The 14,333-nt window shown below is 64.0% G+C and carries 16 protein-coding genes and 1 tRNA gene; 8 read left to right on the forward strand and 9 right to left on the reverse strand.

What is annotated here, in order from left to right:
- The first annotated feature begins 35 nt into the window (after positions 1 to 35).
- From HWX87_RS22565 to HWX87_RS22575, 3 genes are all read left to right on the forward strand, one after another.
- On the forward strand, positions 36 to 791 hold the full coding sequence (locus HWX87_RS22565; protein WP_176049354.1) for a DeoR/GlpR family DNA-binding transcription regulator: 756 nt from the start codon (positions 36 to 38) through the stop codon (positions 789 to 791).
- A 108-nt stretch (positions 792 to 899) separates the two neighbouring features.
- Positions 900 to 1,511: a chromate transporter gene (locus tag HWX87_RS22570; protein WP_176049355.1), complete on the forward strand. Its 612-nt coding sequence runs from the start codon at positions 900 to 902 to the stop codon at positions 1,509 to 1,511.
- Positions 1,508 to 2,050 carry a chromate transporter gene (locus HWX87_RS22575; protein ID WP_176049356.1) on the forward strand — a complete coding sequence of 181 codons (543 nt, stop codon included), beginning with the start codon at positions 1,508 to 1,510 and terminating at the stop codon, positions 2,048 to 2,050. Before HWX87_RS22570 ends, HWX87_RS22575 begins: the two co-directional genes overlap by 4 nt.
- A gap of 32 nt (positions 2,051 to 2,082) precedes the next feature.
- Here the strand turns inward: HWX87_RS22575 and scpB are convergent, their stop codons facing one another.
- The 3 genes from scpB to HWX87_RS22590 form a co-directional block, all read right to left on the reverse strand.
- Entirely contained in the window at positions 2,083 to 2,892 is an 810-nt protein-coding gene (gene scpB, locus HWX87_RS22580) for a methylmalonyl-CoA decarboxylase (protein ID WP_176049357.1), read from the reverse strand.
- Entirely contained in the window at positions 2,889 to 4,112 is a 1,224-nt protein-coding gene (locus HWX87_RS22585; RefSeq protein WP_176049358.1) for a CaiB/BaiF CoA-transferase family protein, read from the reverse strand. Before HWX87_RS22585 ends, scpB begins: the two co-directional genes overlap by 4 nt.
- Before the next feature lie 61 nt (positions 4,113 to 4,173).
- Positions 4,174 to 5,496 carry an MFS transporter gene (locus HWX87_RS22590; protein WP_176049359.1) on the reverse strand — a complete coding sequence of 441 codons (1,323 nt, stop codon included), beginning with the start codon at positions 5,494 to 5,496 and terminating at the stop codon, positions 4,174 to 4,176.
- A 170-nt stretch (positions 5,497 to 5,666) separates the two neighbouring features.
- Between HWX87_RS22590 and HWX87_RS22595 the strand changes: the two genes are divergently transcribed.
- The 3 genes from HWX87_RS22595 (at position 5,667) to HWX87_RS22605 (ending at position 7,794) form a co-directional block, all read left to right on the forward strand.
- Entirely contained in the window at positions 5,667 to 6,596 is a 930-nt protein-coding gene (locus HWX87_RS22595) for a LysR substrate-binding domain-containing protein (RefSeq protein ID WP_176049360.1), read from the forward strand.
- A 121-nt stretch (positions 6,597 to 6,717) separates the two neighbouring features.
- A complete protein-coding gene (locus HWX87_RS22600; RefSeq protein ID WP_176049361.1) occupies positions 6,718 to 7,059 on the forward strand; it encodes an SMR family transporter in 342 nt (113 codons plus the stop codon).
- 108 nt (positions 7,060 to 7,167) lie between these two features.
- Complete coding sequence (locus tag HWX87_RS22605; protein WP_176049362.1) at positions 7,168 to 7,794, forward strand: LysE family transporter; 627 nt, start codon at positions 7,168 to 7,170, stop codon at positions 7,792 to 7,794.
- 3 nt (positions 7,795 to 7,797) lie between these two features.
- On the opposite strand, the gene HWX87_RS22610 is transcribed toward HWX87_RS22605, so the two are convergent.
- From HWX87_RS22610 to HWX87_RS22635, 6 genes are all read right to left on the reverse strand, one after another.
- Positions 7,798 to 8,964, reverse strand: a complete 1,167-nt coding sequence (locus HWX87_RS22610) for an enolase C-terminal domain-like protein (protein WP_176049363.1) — start codon at positions 8,962 to 8,964, stop codon at positions 7,798 to 7,800.
- Positions 8,965 to 9,249: 285 nt separating this feature from the next.
- The gene (locus HWX87_RS22615; protein WP_176049364.1) at positions 9,250 to 9,594 is read right to left on the reverse strand and encodes a cupin domain-containing protein; all 345 of its coding nucleotides are present in this window, start codon (positions 9,592 to 9,594) and stop codon (positions 9,250 to 9,252) included.
- A 582-nt stretch (positions 9,595 to 10,176) separates the two neighbouring features.
- Positions 10,177 to 11,076, reverse strand: coding sequence for a hypothetical protein (locus tag HWX87_RS22620; RefSeq protein ID WP_244137728.1), 900 nt, complete (start codon positions 11,074 to 11,076; stop codon positions 10,177 to 10,179).
- A 42-nt stretch (positions 11,077 to 11,118) separates the two neighbouring features.
- Positions 11,119 to 12,144 carry a reverse transcriptase family protein gene (locus tag HWX87_RS22625; protein WP_176049365.1) on the reverse strand — a complete coding sequence of 342 codons (1,026 nt, stop codon included), beginning with the start codon at positions 12,142 to 12,144 and terminating at the stop codon, positions 11,119 to 11,121.
- Positions 12,122 to 12,424, reverse strand: a complete 303-nt coding sequence (locus HWX87_RS22630; protein WP_176049366.1) for a helix-turn-helix transcriptional regulator — start codon at positions 12,422 to 12,424, stop codon at positions 12,122 to 12,124. Before HWX87_RS22630 ends, HWX87_RS22625 begins: the two co-directional genes overlap by 23 nt.
- Before the next feature lie 42 nt (positions 12,425 to 12,466).
- Complete coding sequence (locus HWX87_RS22635; RefSeq protein ID WP_176049367.1) at positions 12,467 to 12,709, reverse strand: hypothetical protein; 243 nt, start codon at positions 12,707 to 12,709, stop codon at positions 12,467 to 12,469.
- Positions 12,710 to 13,306: 597 nt separating this feature from the next.
- Here HWX87_RS22635 and HWX87_RS22640 point away from each other — a divergent pair.
- Positions 13,307 to 14,014, forward strand: coding sequence for an ImmA/IrrE family metallo-endopeptidase (locus HWX87_RS22640; RefSeq protein ID WP_176049368.1), 708 nt, complete (start codon positions 13,307 to 13,309; stop codon positions 14,012 to 14,014).
- A 240-nt stretch (positions 14,015 to 14,254) separates the two neighbouring features.
- Positions 14,255 to 14,329: transfer RNA gene (locus HWX87_RS22645), tRNA-Gly, on the forward strand.
- Positions 14,330 to 14,333: the final 4 nt, after the last annotated feature.

Here is a 14,333-nt window from a genome sequence, read left to right on the forward strand (position 1 = left end):
ATTCGTGCAATTTCAAGAATTTTCGTGCAATCCCGATGCTGACGACCCAACGCAAGAAGGCGATCCTCGATGCGCTCGCGCGCGACGGCCAGGTACTGGCGGTCGAGCTGAGCGCGCAATTCGGCGTGTCCGAAGACACGGTTCGCCGCGACCTGCGCGAGCTCGCGGCCGAAGGCCTGCTGCAGCGCGTGCACGGCGGCGCGCTGCCGGCGTCGCCGGCCGTCGCGCCGTTCGCGCAGCGCGAGACGCTCGAGACGGCGGAAAAGCGGCGCATCGCGCGGCGGGCCGCGGAGATGATCGCGCCCGGCCTGGTCGCGATCGTCGACGGCGGCACGACCTCCGCGCTGCTCGTCAGCCAGCTGCCGGCCGACCTGCGCGCGACGATCGTCACGCACAGCCCGAGCGTCGCGGTCGCGCTGGCCGCGCATCCGTCGATCGACGTGATCCTGATCGGCGGGCGGCTCTACAAGCACTCGATCGTCGCGGTCGGCGCGGCGGCGATGGAAGGCATCGCGCGCATCCATGCGGACCTGTACTTCATGGGCGTCACGGGCGTCCATCCGGTCGCGGGGCTGAGCACCGGCGATTTCGAGGAAGCGGCGATCAAGCGCGCGCTGGCCGAACGCGCGGCCGAGACGGTCGTGCTCGCGTCGCAGTCGAAACTGCGCGCGGCGTCGCAGTTCGTGATCGGCGAGATCACGCTGGCGCAGACGGTCGTCGTCGAGAAGGAAACCGAAGCCGCGCTGACGGAGCCGATCGAGGCGGCGGGCGTGACGGTCGTGCGCGCGTAGCGCGCCGAATCGGTTGCGGATGTCGCCGCGCCGAGCCGATGTCAGCGTGCTGACAGGCGCCGCTTGCTAACATGGGCGATCACCCGATCGCCACGCGCCACCCGCCCGATGCCCCCGCCTTCCGCCACGACTCCACCGGCACCGCCCGCAGGCGACGCACCGCCGCCGGGCATCCTCGCGCTGTTCATCGCGTTCACGCAGATCGGCCTGACCAGCTTCGGCGGCGGACTGAGCGGGCGGATGATGCGCGACTTCGTCCACGAACGGCGCTGGCTCGATGAAGAGGCATTCCTCAACGGCCTCGCACTGTCGCAAGCGTTGCCGGGCGTCAACGTGAAGAACCTCGCGATCTGGATCGGCTACCGCCTCGCCGGATGGCGCGGCGCGGTGGCCGGCTTCACCGGCATCATCGCGCCGCCGGCCGTGCTGATCGTGCTGATCGGCGTCGCGTTCTCGACGCTCACGCGCTTCCCGCTCACGCATGTCGCGCTCGCCGGCGCGGCAGCCGCGGCGATCGGACTGTCGATCTCGATGGCGATCACCGCCGTGCGGCGGCTGCCGCGTCGCGCGCTGCCGTTCGCCGTGATGGCGCTCACCTTCGTGTCGGTGGCGGTGCTGCATTGGCCGCTCGTGTGGACCGTGCTGATCGGCGGCGCGCTGAGCGTCGCGCTCGAATACCGCCGCGCGGCCGCCACACCGGTCAGGAGCGACGCACGATGAACGCGTCTGCACGTTACGCGGCACTGTTCGGCGTATTCGCGCCGTTGTCGATCGCGACGATCGGCGGCGGGCAGGCGATCATCGCCGACATCCAGCGCCAGGTCGTCGACGTCCATCACTGGATGACCGCCACGCAATTCGTGAACGACTTCGCGATCGCGCGGATGGCGCCGGGGCCCGGCTCGCTGCTGGCGACGCTGATCGGCTGGCAGGTAGCCGGTTTCTGGGGCGCGGTGATCGCGACGCTCGCGCTGTTCGGCCCGACCGCCTTCCTGATCTACGGCGTCGCGCATCTGTGGCGGCGGCACCAGGGCAAGCGCTGGCAGATCGCGCTCGAAGCCGGCCTGCGCCCGGTCGCGGCCGGCATGATCCTCGCGTCGGTCTGGGTGCTGCTGCAAGCGCTCGACGGCGGCTGGGCCGCGCGCGCGATCGCGGTCGCGTCGACGCTGTGCGTGATCTACACGCGCATTCATGCGCTACTGCTGATCGCGATCGGCGCGCTGCTGCTCGTCGGCCTGCACGCGTTCGGCGGCGTGTAGCGCACGCCGCCGTCGCAACGCGACCGGTACGCCTAGGCGCCGCGAAACCGCGGCGTACGGCGCTCCGCAAACGCACGCAGCCCTTCGTCGAAATCGGCGCCTTCGCACGCTTGCCGGCGCAACTCGGCAATCCGTTCGAACGCGTCGGCCGGCAGCGGCCGCGCGTCCTGCAGCACGCGCAACTGCTCCTTCACCGCATGCACGGCAAGCGGCGCCTTCGCGGCAATCGTGCGCGCGACGTCGAGCGCCGCGTCGTCGACGCCGCCCGGTTCGGCCAGCCGGTTCACGAGCCCGTGATGCGCGGCGCGCTCCGCATCGAGCGGCTGCGCGCAGAAGAACATTTCCTTCAGCACGTGAATCGGCAGGTTGTCGTAGAAGCGCAGCAGGCCGCTCGTCGAATACGGCAGGCCGATGTTCGCGGGCGTCATCGCAAAACGCGCGTCGCGCGCCGCGACGACGAGGTCGCAGCTCATCACGAGATCGACCGCACCGCCCCACGCCGAACCGGCCACCGCCGCGACCACCGCGCCCGGATAGGTTCGCACGCGCCGCAGCGCACGTTCGAGCGGCTTGCCGTATGCAAGCGGATCGCGATCGTCGGCCAGTTCGCGCAGGTCGTGCCCCGCGCTCCACACGTCGCCGCTGCCGTCGTTCGACAGGATCACGACGGGCGGCGGACAGTGTCCGGCGAGCACATCGAGACGCGCGACCAGTGCGTCGAGCAATGGTGCGTCGAGTGCATGGCGCCGCGCAGGATTCGCGAACCGCACACGTGCGATCCGCTCGCCGATCAGGTCGACCGTCACGGTCGACGCGCTGTCGTGTTTCGTCGGGTCGGTCATTGCACGGCCTCCGCCACGGCTTCCGCCTGGAAGATCGTACGGCCGGCCAGCAGCGCGTCGATCGCGTCGTCGCCGTAGCCGGCTTCGCGCAGCACGTCGACCGTATGCTCGCCGAGCAGCGGCGGCGCATGGCGCGTGCGCGGCGCCGGCACGTCGTCGCCCATCCCGCCGAGCGGCGTGACGACCTGGCGCAGCGCGCCGAGCGTCGGATGGACGACCGGCTCGACCAGCCCGCAATGGGCGAGCTGCGGATCGTCGAACACTTCGTCGAGCGTATTGATCGGGCCGGCCGGCAGCCCGGCTTCGACGAAACGCTGCGTCCATTCGCGCTTGCCGCGCGTGCGCAGCCGGCTTTCAAGCAGCGCTTTCAGTTCGTCACGGTGCGCGACACGCGTATCGTTGGTCGCAAAACGCGGATCGTTCGGCAGTTCGGGAAGATCCAGCAACTGGCACAGACGCAGCCACATGTCGGTCGTGATCGGCGCAAGGTTGAGCGGGCCGTCGGCCGTCTCGAACACGCCGTACGGCGCGATCACCGCGTGCGCATTGCCGGTGCGACGCGGCACGTCGCCGAGGCTCAGGTAGCGTTGCCCGTGCACGCTCAGCAGCGACACGAGGCTTTCGAGCAACGACGTGCCGACATGCTGGCCGCGCCCGGTCCGCTCGCGCTCGAACAGCGCGGCCATCACGCCGGTCGCCACCCACATTCCGGAGCTGAGATCGCCGATCGCGGTGCCCGTGCGGGTCGGCTCGCCTTCCGGGAACCCGGTGAGGCTCATCAGCCCCGCATAACCCTGCGCGATCTGGTCGAAGCCCGGCCAGTCGCGCAACGGACCGCGCGGGCCGAACGCGGTGACGCTGCCCATCACGAGCCGCGGATCATGCGCACTCAGCGCGGCGTAACCGAGCCCCATCGCGTCCATCGTGCCGGCCTTGAAATTCTCGATCACGACGTCGGCCTGCGCGATCAGCCGCCGCACGACGTCGAGGCCGGCCGGCTGCCGGAAATCCACGCAGATCCCGCGCTTGTTGCGGTTGCAGGACAGGTAGTACGTGCTCACGCCGCGATCGAACGGCCCCCATGCGCGGCTCATGTCGCCGTGCGGCCCCGACTCGACCTTGATCACGTCGGCGCCGAGATCGGCGAGCACCATCGAGCAGAACGGCCCCGACAGCGCGCGACTCAGATCGACGACCTTGATTCCCTTCAATGCCTGCATTCCGGACTCCTGATATTGATGACTGGGTGTGGCGTGGATGCGAACGCGCGGTGCGTGCCGCTCATTCGGGCAACGTCTGGTGGCGCGTTTCGACCGCGAACGGCAGGATCAGGATGCCGAGCCCGAACACGGCCGCGGTCCACGCGACCGGCACGCCGAGCGATCCGTAGCCGTGAATCGCGGCGCCGAGCAGGAAGTTCACGCCCGCGCCGATGAAGCGGCCGACCGACGCGTTGAATGCGAACGCGGTGGCGCGTACACGCGTCGGGTACTGCTCGGGCAGCCACAGCGAGAAGATCGCGAAGTTGCCGCCGAAGAAGCCGAGAAACGCGAGCGACACCATGAACGCCGCAAGCCCGTTCGGCTGGTAGAACGCCCAGCCGAACGCGAACACGATCGAGCCGGCCATCCCCGCGAAATACACGCCGAGCGCGGTGCGCCGGCCGAGCCGTTCCGACAGCCACGGTGCGACCAGGCAGCCGGCGATCGTCGCGCACGACAGGATCGCCGCACCGATGGACGCAAGCCGCAGCGCGCCGACGTGATCGATGCCCGCGCGCGCCGCCAGCGTGCTGACCGCGCTCGCCTCGTAGACGGAACCGGCCCACAACCCGACGATCGCGACGCCCACGAGGCTCGCGCTCGTCAGCGTGCGGCGCAGGAACGCCGGCGCGAAGATCTCGCGCAGCGGATGCGCGCGCCGCGCGTCGGCCACGTCGCCGTCGCGCGCGTCGTGCCGGCGCCACTGCCCGGGCTCCTTCACGCGCATCACGGTGAACACCGCGAGCAATGCCGGCGCAAGCCCGCACAGGAACATCGCGCGCCAGCCGTAGGTCGCGCCGATCGTGTAGTTCAGGCAGGCGGCGATGAAGAAGCCGAAGTAGTAGCCCGTCTGCAGGTAGCCGGCGCCCATCTTGCGGCGGTCTTCCGGCCAGCTCTCGGCGACGTAGGTGCCCGCGAGCGCCCACTCGCCGCCGACGCCGATCCCGGCGATCAGCCGGCACGCGGCCAGCGCCCAGACGTCGTGCACGAACGCGGCCGCACCGGTGAACACCGAGTAGATCAGGATGCTCGCGGCGAGCGTGCGCACGCGGCCGAAGCGGTCGGCGAGCGGCCCCCAGATGAACGACAGCCCCCAGCCGATCAGGAACAGCGCAAACAGGATCGAGCCGTACATCCCTAGGTTCGCGGGCGTCGCCGCGATGCCGGAAGCCGGCAGCAACTCGGTCAGTGCGGGAATCAGCACGAGCGCGTAGATCACCGAATCCACGCCGTCGAGCACCCAGCCCGCGTACACGGCCCAGAAGCCCTTCACCTGCTCGCGCGTGAGCGGCGTGCGCCGCGGCTTCGCGCCGGCCGCCGGCGCGTCGATCGCCTTGAACATCTTCGTCTCCTTGCCGGCGGTGCCGGCACGTTCGCCGCGTCCGGTCCGGGATGGCCGGCAGTCGGGCTCTTTTGTGAGACGAGTATAGAAACACCATCGATCGCAGAAAAATATGATATTCATCTTGCTCGATCGGATTGGCTTATGGCTTGAATCGGGAGACGGCCGCGATGGACTTGAGACAGTTGCGCTATTTCGTGAAGGTCGTCGAATGCGGCAACGTCACGCATGCGAGCGAGGCGCTGCATGTCGCGCAGCCGGCGGTGAGCCAGCAGATGCGCAATCTCGAACAGGATCTCGGGATGCAGCTGCTCGAGCGGAGCGTGCGCGGCGTCGCGCCGACCGCCGCCGGCCGCACGCTGTACCAGCACGCGCTCGAACTGCTGCGCCAGGCCGACGGCACGCGCGAGCTGCTGCGCCGCGACGCCGATACGCCCCAGGGCCGCGTGACGGTCGGGATGCCGTCGAGCACCGCGCGCGTGCTGGCCATTCCGCTCGCCCGCGCGGTACGCGACCGCTATCCGGGCATCATGCTGGAACTGATCGAGGCGCCGAGCGCCGATCTCGACACGCTGCTCGAACGCGCGCGGCTCGATCTCGCGATCGTCGTCGATGCGGTCGACACGCGCGGCATCGCGATCCACCGGCTGCTGACGGAAACGCTGTACCTGATCACGTGGCCCGAATTCCCGGTGCCGGACGATCCCGTGTCGCTCGATGCGATCGCGCGCATGCCGCTCGTGCTGCCGAGCGCACCGAACACGATCCGCAACCGCGTCGACTGGGCAATGCGCGAGGCCGGCCTGTCGTATGAGATCAGCTTCGAGGCGAGTTCGACCGGGCTGCTGTTCGCGGCCGTGATGGCGCAGCTCGGCGTAACGATCCTGCCGTGGACGGCCGCGCACGTCGAGATCGAGGAACGCAAGCTCAAGCTGTCGACCGTCGCGCACCGGCTGTTCGCGCGCGACCTGTCGCTGTGCTGGCACGATACGGCGCTCGTCAGCAACGCGGTGCAGAAGGTGAAGGCCGAAATCGTCCGGCTGTTCGATGCGCTCGGGCAGCGGCCCGAATGGGCAGCCGGCCATAGCGATCGCGCGTGACCCGCGCAGCGCTTGCCTTGTGCTGCCCCACCGCGCGTACTAAGCTCGTTTCACTGGGTACCGCTGACACCTCCACTTCTCCTCGCCGCTCGGTATAAGCGTCGGGGGAAGGAGGCCATCCGTGTCCCCGATCCAGTCTGCCTGGCTTCTGCTGGGCATCAGCGTTCTCGCCGAAGTGCTCGGCTCCGTCGGCCTGAAATTTTCCGCCGGTTTTTCCCGCCCGCTGCCGTCTGCGATCACGGTCGTCTGCTATGCGTGCGCCGTGTGGTTGATGGCGCTCGCGACGAAGCGCCTAGAAATGGGACTCGCGTACGCGAGCTGGGCCGCCGCCAGCACCGCGGCCACCGCCGTGATCGGCATCGTCTGCTTCGATGAGTCGGTATCCTCACTGAAGCTCGCCGGCATCGCGCTCACCGTCTGCGCGCTCGTCGCGCTCAACCTCGGCGATGCGGCAACACGGTGACCGGCGCGCAGGCACCTGGCGGGGCATTGACAACGCCCCCCGGCACCCCTTAACGTTGCTCACATCGTAACCATCACCGGTTCAGCTTAAGAGGTTGTCGGCCCGCTCGTGCTCGACACCTCTGCCTTCATCGAAGGCCTGCTGCTTGGCGCCGGCCTGTTCACGTCGGTCGGCCCCAAGGACGCCTTCGTCATCAAGCGCTCGATCTCGAGCCCCCATCTGCTCTCCATCGCCCTTGTCTGCGCAGGTAGCGACGCGCTGCTGATCGCGCTCGGCGCGCAGGGGTTGTCGGCGCTGCTGTCGCGGCATCCCGGTGTGGTATCGGTCGCGCTGTGGGCCGGCATCGCCTATCTCGCCGGTTATGGCCTGCTCGCGTTGCGCTCGGCGATCGTCAGACGGCAGCCCGGGCATGTCGACGGTTCACGCGCCGGCAGCGAGCCCACGCGGTCACGCACGGTACTCGCGACCGCCGCCGTTTCGCTGCTCAATCCGTATGCGTGGATCGACACCGTGCTGCTGCTCGGCACCGTGATCGTGAGCCACACGCCGTCCGCACGCACGCCCTTTGCGATCGGCGCGATGACCGCGTCGCTCGCGTGGTTCCTGATGCTCGCCTATGGCGCACGCGCGTGCCGTGCGTGGTTCGCTCGCACGCTCGCATGGCGTGTGCTCGATGGTTTCGTTGCAGTGATGATGCTCGGCTTCGCGATTCGATTCGCGATCGACGCGCTTTAGGCGTCAACGGCCCGATACCGATACCGCGCGGAATACGTCGTGCGCGTTGGCGTGCAGTTCGAAACCGATGCCCGGCGCCTGCGGCACGCGCGCGTATCCGGCGTCGACGGTTTCGCCATCGGCCAGCCCGCTGAACGGGCGGAACGCGAACGGACTGACTTCCGCACCACCGAGACCGAGCGCCGCGACGACGTGCAGCGAGAACAGATGACCGCCATGCGGCCAGAACGCATCGCACCGCCAGCCGCGCGACACGAAGTGATCGACGATCTGCAGATAACCCGGCAGTCCGTAGCAATGCACGGGATCGAACACGAGCACGTCGCGGTCGTTGCGCAGCCCGCCGTAACGGTCGAGCAGCTTTGCTTCGGCGAGCGAGAACAATGCTTCGCCGGCCGCGATCGGTGGCGCGTATCGTGTGGCGAGGTCTGCCTGGAGCGGCAGGTCGAGCGGGTCGCACACGTCCTCGAACCACCAGAGGTCGAACGGTGCGAGCATTTCGGCCGCCGCACCGACCGTCGTCGTGTCATACGTGTTCATCGCGTCGACCGCGAGACATGAACTACCCGCAAGGGGCGCGGCGGCAACTTCGATGCGGCGTCGATCCTGGTCGAGATCCGCGCCGCCGATCTTGATCTTCGCGTGCGTGTAGCCGAGATCGACGATACGGCGCATCTCGTCGGACAGGCGCGCCAGATCGTCATGCGGATAGCGGTAGCCGCCGCCCGCGTACACACGGACGCGTGGTGCTGCCGTGCGTCCAAGCCGGTCGGCCAGAAAGCGATTGAGCGGCAGGTCGGCGATTTTCGCGGCGGCGTCCCAGATCGCCATGTCGAGCGTGCCGACTGCGACGCAGCGTTCGCCGTGTCCGCCGGGCTTTTCGCCGGCCATCATCGCGCGCCATGCGCGGAACGGGTCGAGGTTCGTGCCGGCTTCGTCGGCTAGCATGTCGGCCGCGGCCAGCAGGCGCGGCGCGAACCGTTCGCGGATCAGGCCGCCCTGTGCGAAGCGGCCGATCGATGCGTAGCCGTAGCCCGTCACCGGGTGGCCATCGCGTACGACGTCGGTCACGACTGCAACGACACTCGTCGTCAGGCCGCCGGATGGAATCGCCGGATCGGCATAGCGGGAGACGGGAATCGCTTGCTCGTGGATCGCGGTGATGCGCATGGGCGGGGTTCCGGGAAAACGTTCGGTGTTCGCAGGCCACACACGCACGGCGGCCGGCGCGACTGGCTGATCGCCGCATCATAGGCGCTTGCGCGATGTCTTGCCGGCACCCGGCGCGATCGCGCGGGGCGGCGAAACCGGCCGAGCGTGCGATCACGCTCGGCGAGTTGTTCCCGAACCGGATCGGGTTTTATTGAGCCGGAATCCCCTGCTTGCCTCCCTGCTCCGTGAACCGGGCGGGTGTCGGGCGACCAAGACAAGCGTGGCTCGAATCTACCGGCCCGCTCAGGCGAAGACGAAGTACTTGCGCACCGTCTCCACTACTTCCCACGTCCCTTTCATGCCGGGTTCGATCACGAACACGTCGCCAGCTTTCAGGTGCACCGATTTCTCACCTTCCGGCGTGATGATGCAGTAGCCATCGAGGAAGTGGCAGTACTCCCATTTCTCGTAGTTCACCTCGAACTTGCCCGGCGTGCAGATCCAGGTACCCATGATCTTGCTGCCGTCCTTGGAGAGATACGCGTTGAGGTTCACGGTGTGCGGGTCGCCGCCGATGCGCTTCCACTTGGTCGCGTCAAGGACCGGCGTCGGGCAGGTTTCGCGAAGAACGGTGATGAAATCGGACATGTCGGCTCCAGACTAACGATCGTGTAAGAGGCTTGTCACGTTAGTTCGAAAGCGTTGTCGGGACTTGTATGCGTCCGACACTGACTCGTCTATTTTCGACACGGGCTTGTGGGCAGGCGTGCGGCGGGTGCGTTTCGTTCGGCGTTGGTGCTGCGGTGCCGCCTTACGTTACGGTCGGCCCGCTCGCGAAGCCAGTTCATCGGGGCGGGTCACCATCGGGAAACGCAAAACCGTTTCCCAGCGGCCAAAAACACCTCACTTGCAACACCGCGGCCAAACTCTGTAGAGCTACGCGCCCCGCGGGCGTCGTACAATTGCCTTTGCCTCAGCTTCCCAATCCGCAGCGCGTTAATCAAAACCACTATTCACGCGCGCTCTCACGCTATACCTTCTCCCAGCTCGACGAAGAACCACAGTTCACGTGGGCTTCACGGCGATGCCAGTTTTCACGCCGGCACCGACGTCAAGAAGCTGATGATCTAGTATCGCGAAGTCTCCCTAGCCAATAGATGCATTGATGGATCTGCAGTCGCATTCTTCGACTGATTCTAGTTGCGATGCATCGAGCTAGGCCCCTCCTGCTCACCCTCCGCGCAGTTCGAAGTTGAAAAACGGCTTACGCGGTCCGGGCCACTGATCGCACTCTAACTCAAGTGCGAGGTCACGATTAGTAACGCGTCGGACAGAAGACGCCGCAATGAATTGGACACCAAGCGCCAGCCTCACAACATCAAGGCGGGTCAAGTGCGTGCCGTCATACCGACTACTCACGTAATCTGGCAACTTCGAAACAATCGAGGCGATCAACGCGTCATCGCGATGCGGTCGCATCCTCGCCAGCCTCTCGGCCAAAACGACATGTCGATGGCCAATATCTCGACGACCGAGCGTTTTGGGATCATCCCCGAGATATATCAAGGCCCCTTTTATCGCTAGCTCCGCCGTCATGCAGACCGGCTGCAGCACTGAAGCGACACTAAATCCACTTGCCAAGATATTGGTGACATCTTCAAGATTAGACAACGCCATCTGCCAGTATTTGGTCACTGCATTTGACTGGTACAGTTCGTCGAGGCCATACGTCAGATCGAATAGATCAGCCAGCGCAAAAGCGCTACCAGCAGCAATTGAACTGTCGTAGCGACACCAGCTCAACCACTCCTCTCGAGAGGAAAATCCCAAACCCTCCTCAAGCGAGAACGTGTTTTGTCCATAAGCAATCGCAACAACAACCTTGCGCACCCTATCGAGAGACGTCGCAAGCCCAATCCCCATTCCGGGCCAAGTTGTATTCACCTCGGGGATGAGCCTCTGATATGCAGATTCAATCTCCTGAAAATCCGGGCTCCCTAGCACATCCAGAACAGCCCCACTTCCCAGTAGATCCATAGCAGCCCGCATTGGACGCGCATGAAATGCAACCCCTTCCTCTGCGTAGCGCCTATCGAGCCGCAGCAAATCTTCGTCTGTCCACTTAATCATTGGATTCGTTAAAAGCGACGCTCTACTTCTGCCGCGCCGATATCACCACGGAACTGTACCGTTATAGTCCGAGTGACTCATTTGCGACATCGCTGCAGATGTCTTGGAGATCACGGGCAACAGATCCAACGCCCGTCTAATCGACGCGAGGCGCTTCGCAAGCGCAGCGCCCTCCGCTGCATGAAATCTACTCAGCATGCTGACGCGGCCGCCAACAGAAGACAATCGCTCCCGAACGCCGACCAGATCGCCATCAGCAATGAGCGATTCGAGTTTGTGGACAGCAGCGCGAATCTGTCCGCGCTGCTGCCGAGAAAGACTAGGCTCTCGATTCACACCCAACTTCGTGGCGACGATACGCCCACGAGATGTCTGGACCTTGTGCTTCGACCGCTTGGCAGAATAGCCGTGTCGCGCCAGCATCGCATAGACCAGCGCAATCACCTTCTTTTTCTCTTCCTGACCGATAGCCTCTAAAGACGAGAGACAAATGTCGTCAACATAACGCGAGTACCTGATCCCGAAACGCGCAAGCTCCGCCCTTACTGTCGGCTCCACCCTCCAGAACACGAGGTTGGCCAAATGTGCACTTGTGATACTCCCTTGTGGGAGCACGCCATCCTTCACACAAAGTGCCGTGAGACAGCGAGAAACATCATCCGAAAACCCGAAGAACCGAGACCAGACTTCGTACACCAAGCACTGCCCCGTAGACGGAAAAAATCCTTTGATATCCTCACTAATTAATATCTTCGAATTTCGATGCAACAGCGCATTTGTACGATAGTCTTGCCCCTTGATGCTGCCAGTGAGATAGCGAGGGAACACCACCTTGTCGAGAATCGCACACTTGATGCGACGATGTATGTCCTTCAGTACGAGCTTTGCATCGAAGGTTTCCCGGAACGTTCCGTCCGCTTTTTCGACCTTTCCTGCGATTCGGTAGAGGGAGGAAGCTCTAGTGGCAACAGCAACAAGCTGAGCACTGGTCACACCGAGCGCGCGAGACAGTGCTGCCATACTTTCTATAGGTGCAGCGGTATATCTAGGAACCTCTACCTGGTTCATAAGTATCACTCAGCATCTCAAGTGCAACTCGAGCAAGTTGACCGGAGAGTTCTTTATCCATACCTACGAGTTCATCTCGGTCAGACCCTAAGAAAAATAGGATCTCGGTCGGAATGCGCAACGCTCCGGCAAGGCTTTTCAACGTCGATAACGAAGGGTCCCTCTGATTGCTCTCGAGCATGGAGAGATAGGAGATGGAACAACCCGCAAGTCCAGCCAGCTCAGCCTGTGACAATGACCTACGAGTCCGACACATCTTAATAGCCTGACCCATATTCATAATACCCACCAATATCAACTGTGGGGCTTGCTGTGACTTGGCTTAACGCCAGTGATCCATAAGATCAGTGACGTTGGTCACGATCCGCAGGACCGCTGCGAAGATGCGCAAAGCTCGGTCTTCGAGCTCTACACGCCGTACAGCTTCGCGGCGCTCGAACTGCTGCCTCAGCAGTTCGAGTACATCATCGAGTTCCACCAGTACACCAGCATCGAGTTGGCTGTGATAGGTTTCGCGCAGCTTTTCGAGCGTTGCAATTGCTACCGCTAAAGCATCTTTCTGCATTTTGCAGCTCCTAGAACGCGGCGCCATCGCCGCTGTCCCATTTCGGCGTAGCCCAACGTCCTTCACGGCAAATGAATCGAAAGGAGCCAACTCGATGCGCAAGCCCAACACCAGTCCCTTCGGCTAGAGGAAGTCCCGTCTGCCGTCCCACCTCGGAACGACGGCTCGGCTTCCTCGACGCAGCCGTCCCCGGCCGCGCACCGATACCTCTCTAACCCTGGACGCTAGAGCTACCCATTCCGCACTCTACTGAATGGGTCAACGCACAACTGATTCCTCGACGTGATAGGAGAAATGCCATTGCTCACCTAGGCGATACGCCTAGCCTGCCAAAGCAGTAGACCACGAAGAATTCACATTTGCAAGTCAAATATTCACTCATTGTGAAATCGGTAAGAAAGCTAGATTGCAATGGTCCAACCCGCACGAGCAAATTAAACAGGACCAGATTAATCAGCATGCGCCGCGATGCTGCCTTTGCCGAGTTTCCGTGATGTGTTCGCTGCTGCAGCGCACACAATATATAGTATAAACGCGACTTGTACACACCACAAATTGTGGATACTCTTTCCCCATCGGCTTGGGGAGGATTCCCGCATGGAAGATATCGACAAAAGAGCAATCGCCAAAGAGGTAAAGCGCTTTCAATACGAAATCTGGCAGCGCGCTGGCGTGACTCACAACACCGTGCCGCACCTGCTGCAACTGTTTCGGCCGGACCATGCCGCTCACGTCCACGGCTACGAATATGAGGTTGCCGAAGGCTCGCTGGGCATTCACGGCATTGGCAAGGACAGATACCAAGTAGCCGGCCTTGTCGACCCGGCGAACAACATCATCAAAATCGCCGGCAACCTTACCTATGAAGTGCAGCGCTTTACTGCTGCACACGAACTCGGCCACATGGTCCTGCATCCGGGCATGTCGTTACACCGCGACCGCCCTCTGACAGGCGAATGGTCGCCACCTGACAAACGCGAGCGCGAAGCGAATCATTTTGCGGCGTGTTTCCTTGCTCCCGAAAAGCTGGTTCGACAGGCTTTCGAAGCGCGTTTCTGCACATCGACTCTGCACCTCGACGACACGACTGCGTTCTATTTGGTGGGTTGCTGCCAGATGCAGGATCTTCTGCGTTCATCAACGGGCTCGCTGGAATTCGCTCGTGCAGTTGCAACGGCAAAGGCGTTTGGTCCGGGCAACTATTTCAAGCCGCTCAGTGAGTTGTTCGGTATGTCACCGACGGCCATGGCCATCCGCCTTGACGAACTCGGCCTGGTGGAGAATGGCCGCGCCATTGCGGCTTAGCCATTCCGGCAAGCCGAACCCTCGGTACCCTCGGGGACGACGTTCGATATGTGCGCCTGCTCGCTTCGGCGAAGGAAAAAAGCAGCCCGATACAGTGTCGCTGCGAGCTAAAATCGGATCGATATTCGTCGGGGCTAGCACTGCCACCGGTCCCGCACCGAGCCACACCAGTTTCGATACCGACGGCCTAAACGCCTCACTTGCAACACCACCGCGAATCCCTGTAGAATTACGCGTTCTGCGGGCGTCGTATAATGGCCATTACCTCAGCTTCCCAAGCTGATGACGTGGGTTCGATTCCCATCGCCCGCTCCAGTCC

Origin of the sequence: Burkholderia sp. BCC1644 (assembly GCF_902833225.1) — a bacterium.
Lineage (GTDB): Bacteria > Pseudomonadota > Gammaproteobacteria > Burkholderiales > Burkholderiaceae > Burkholderia.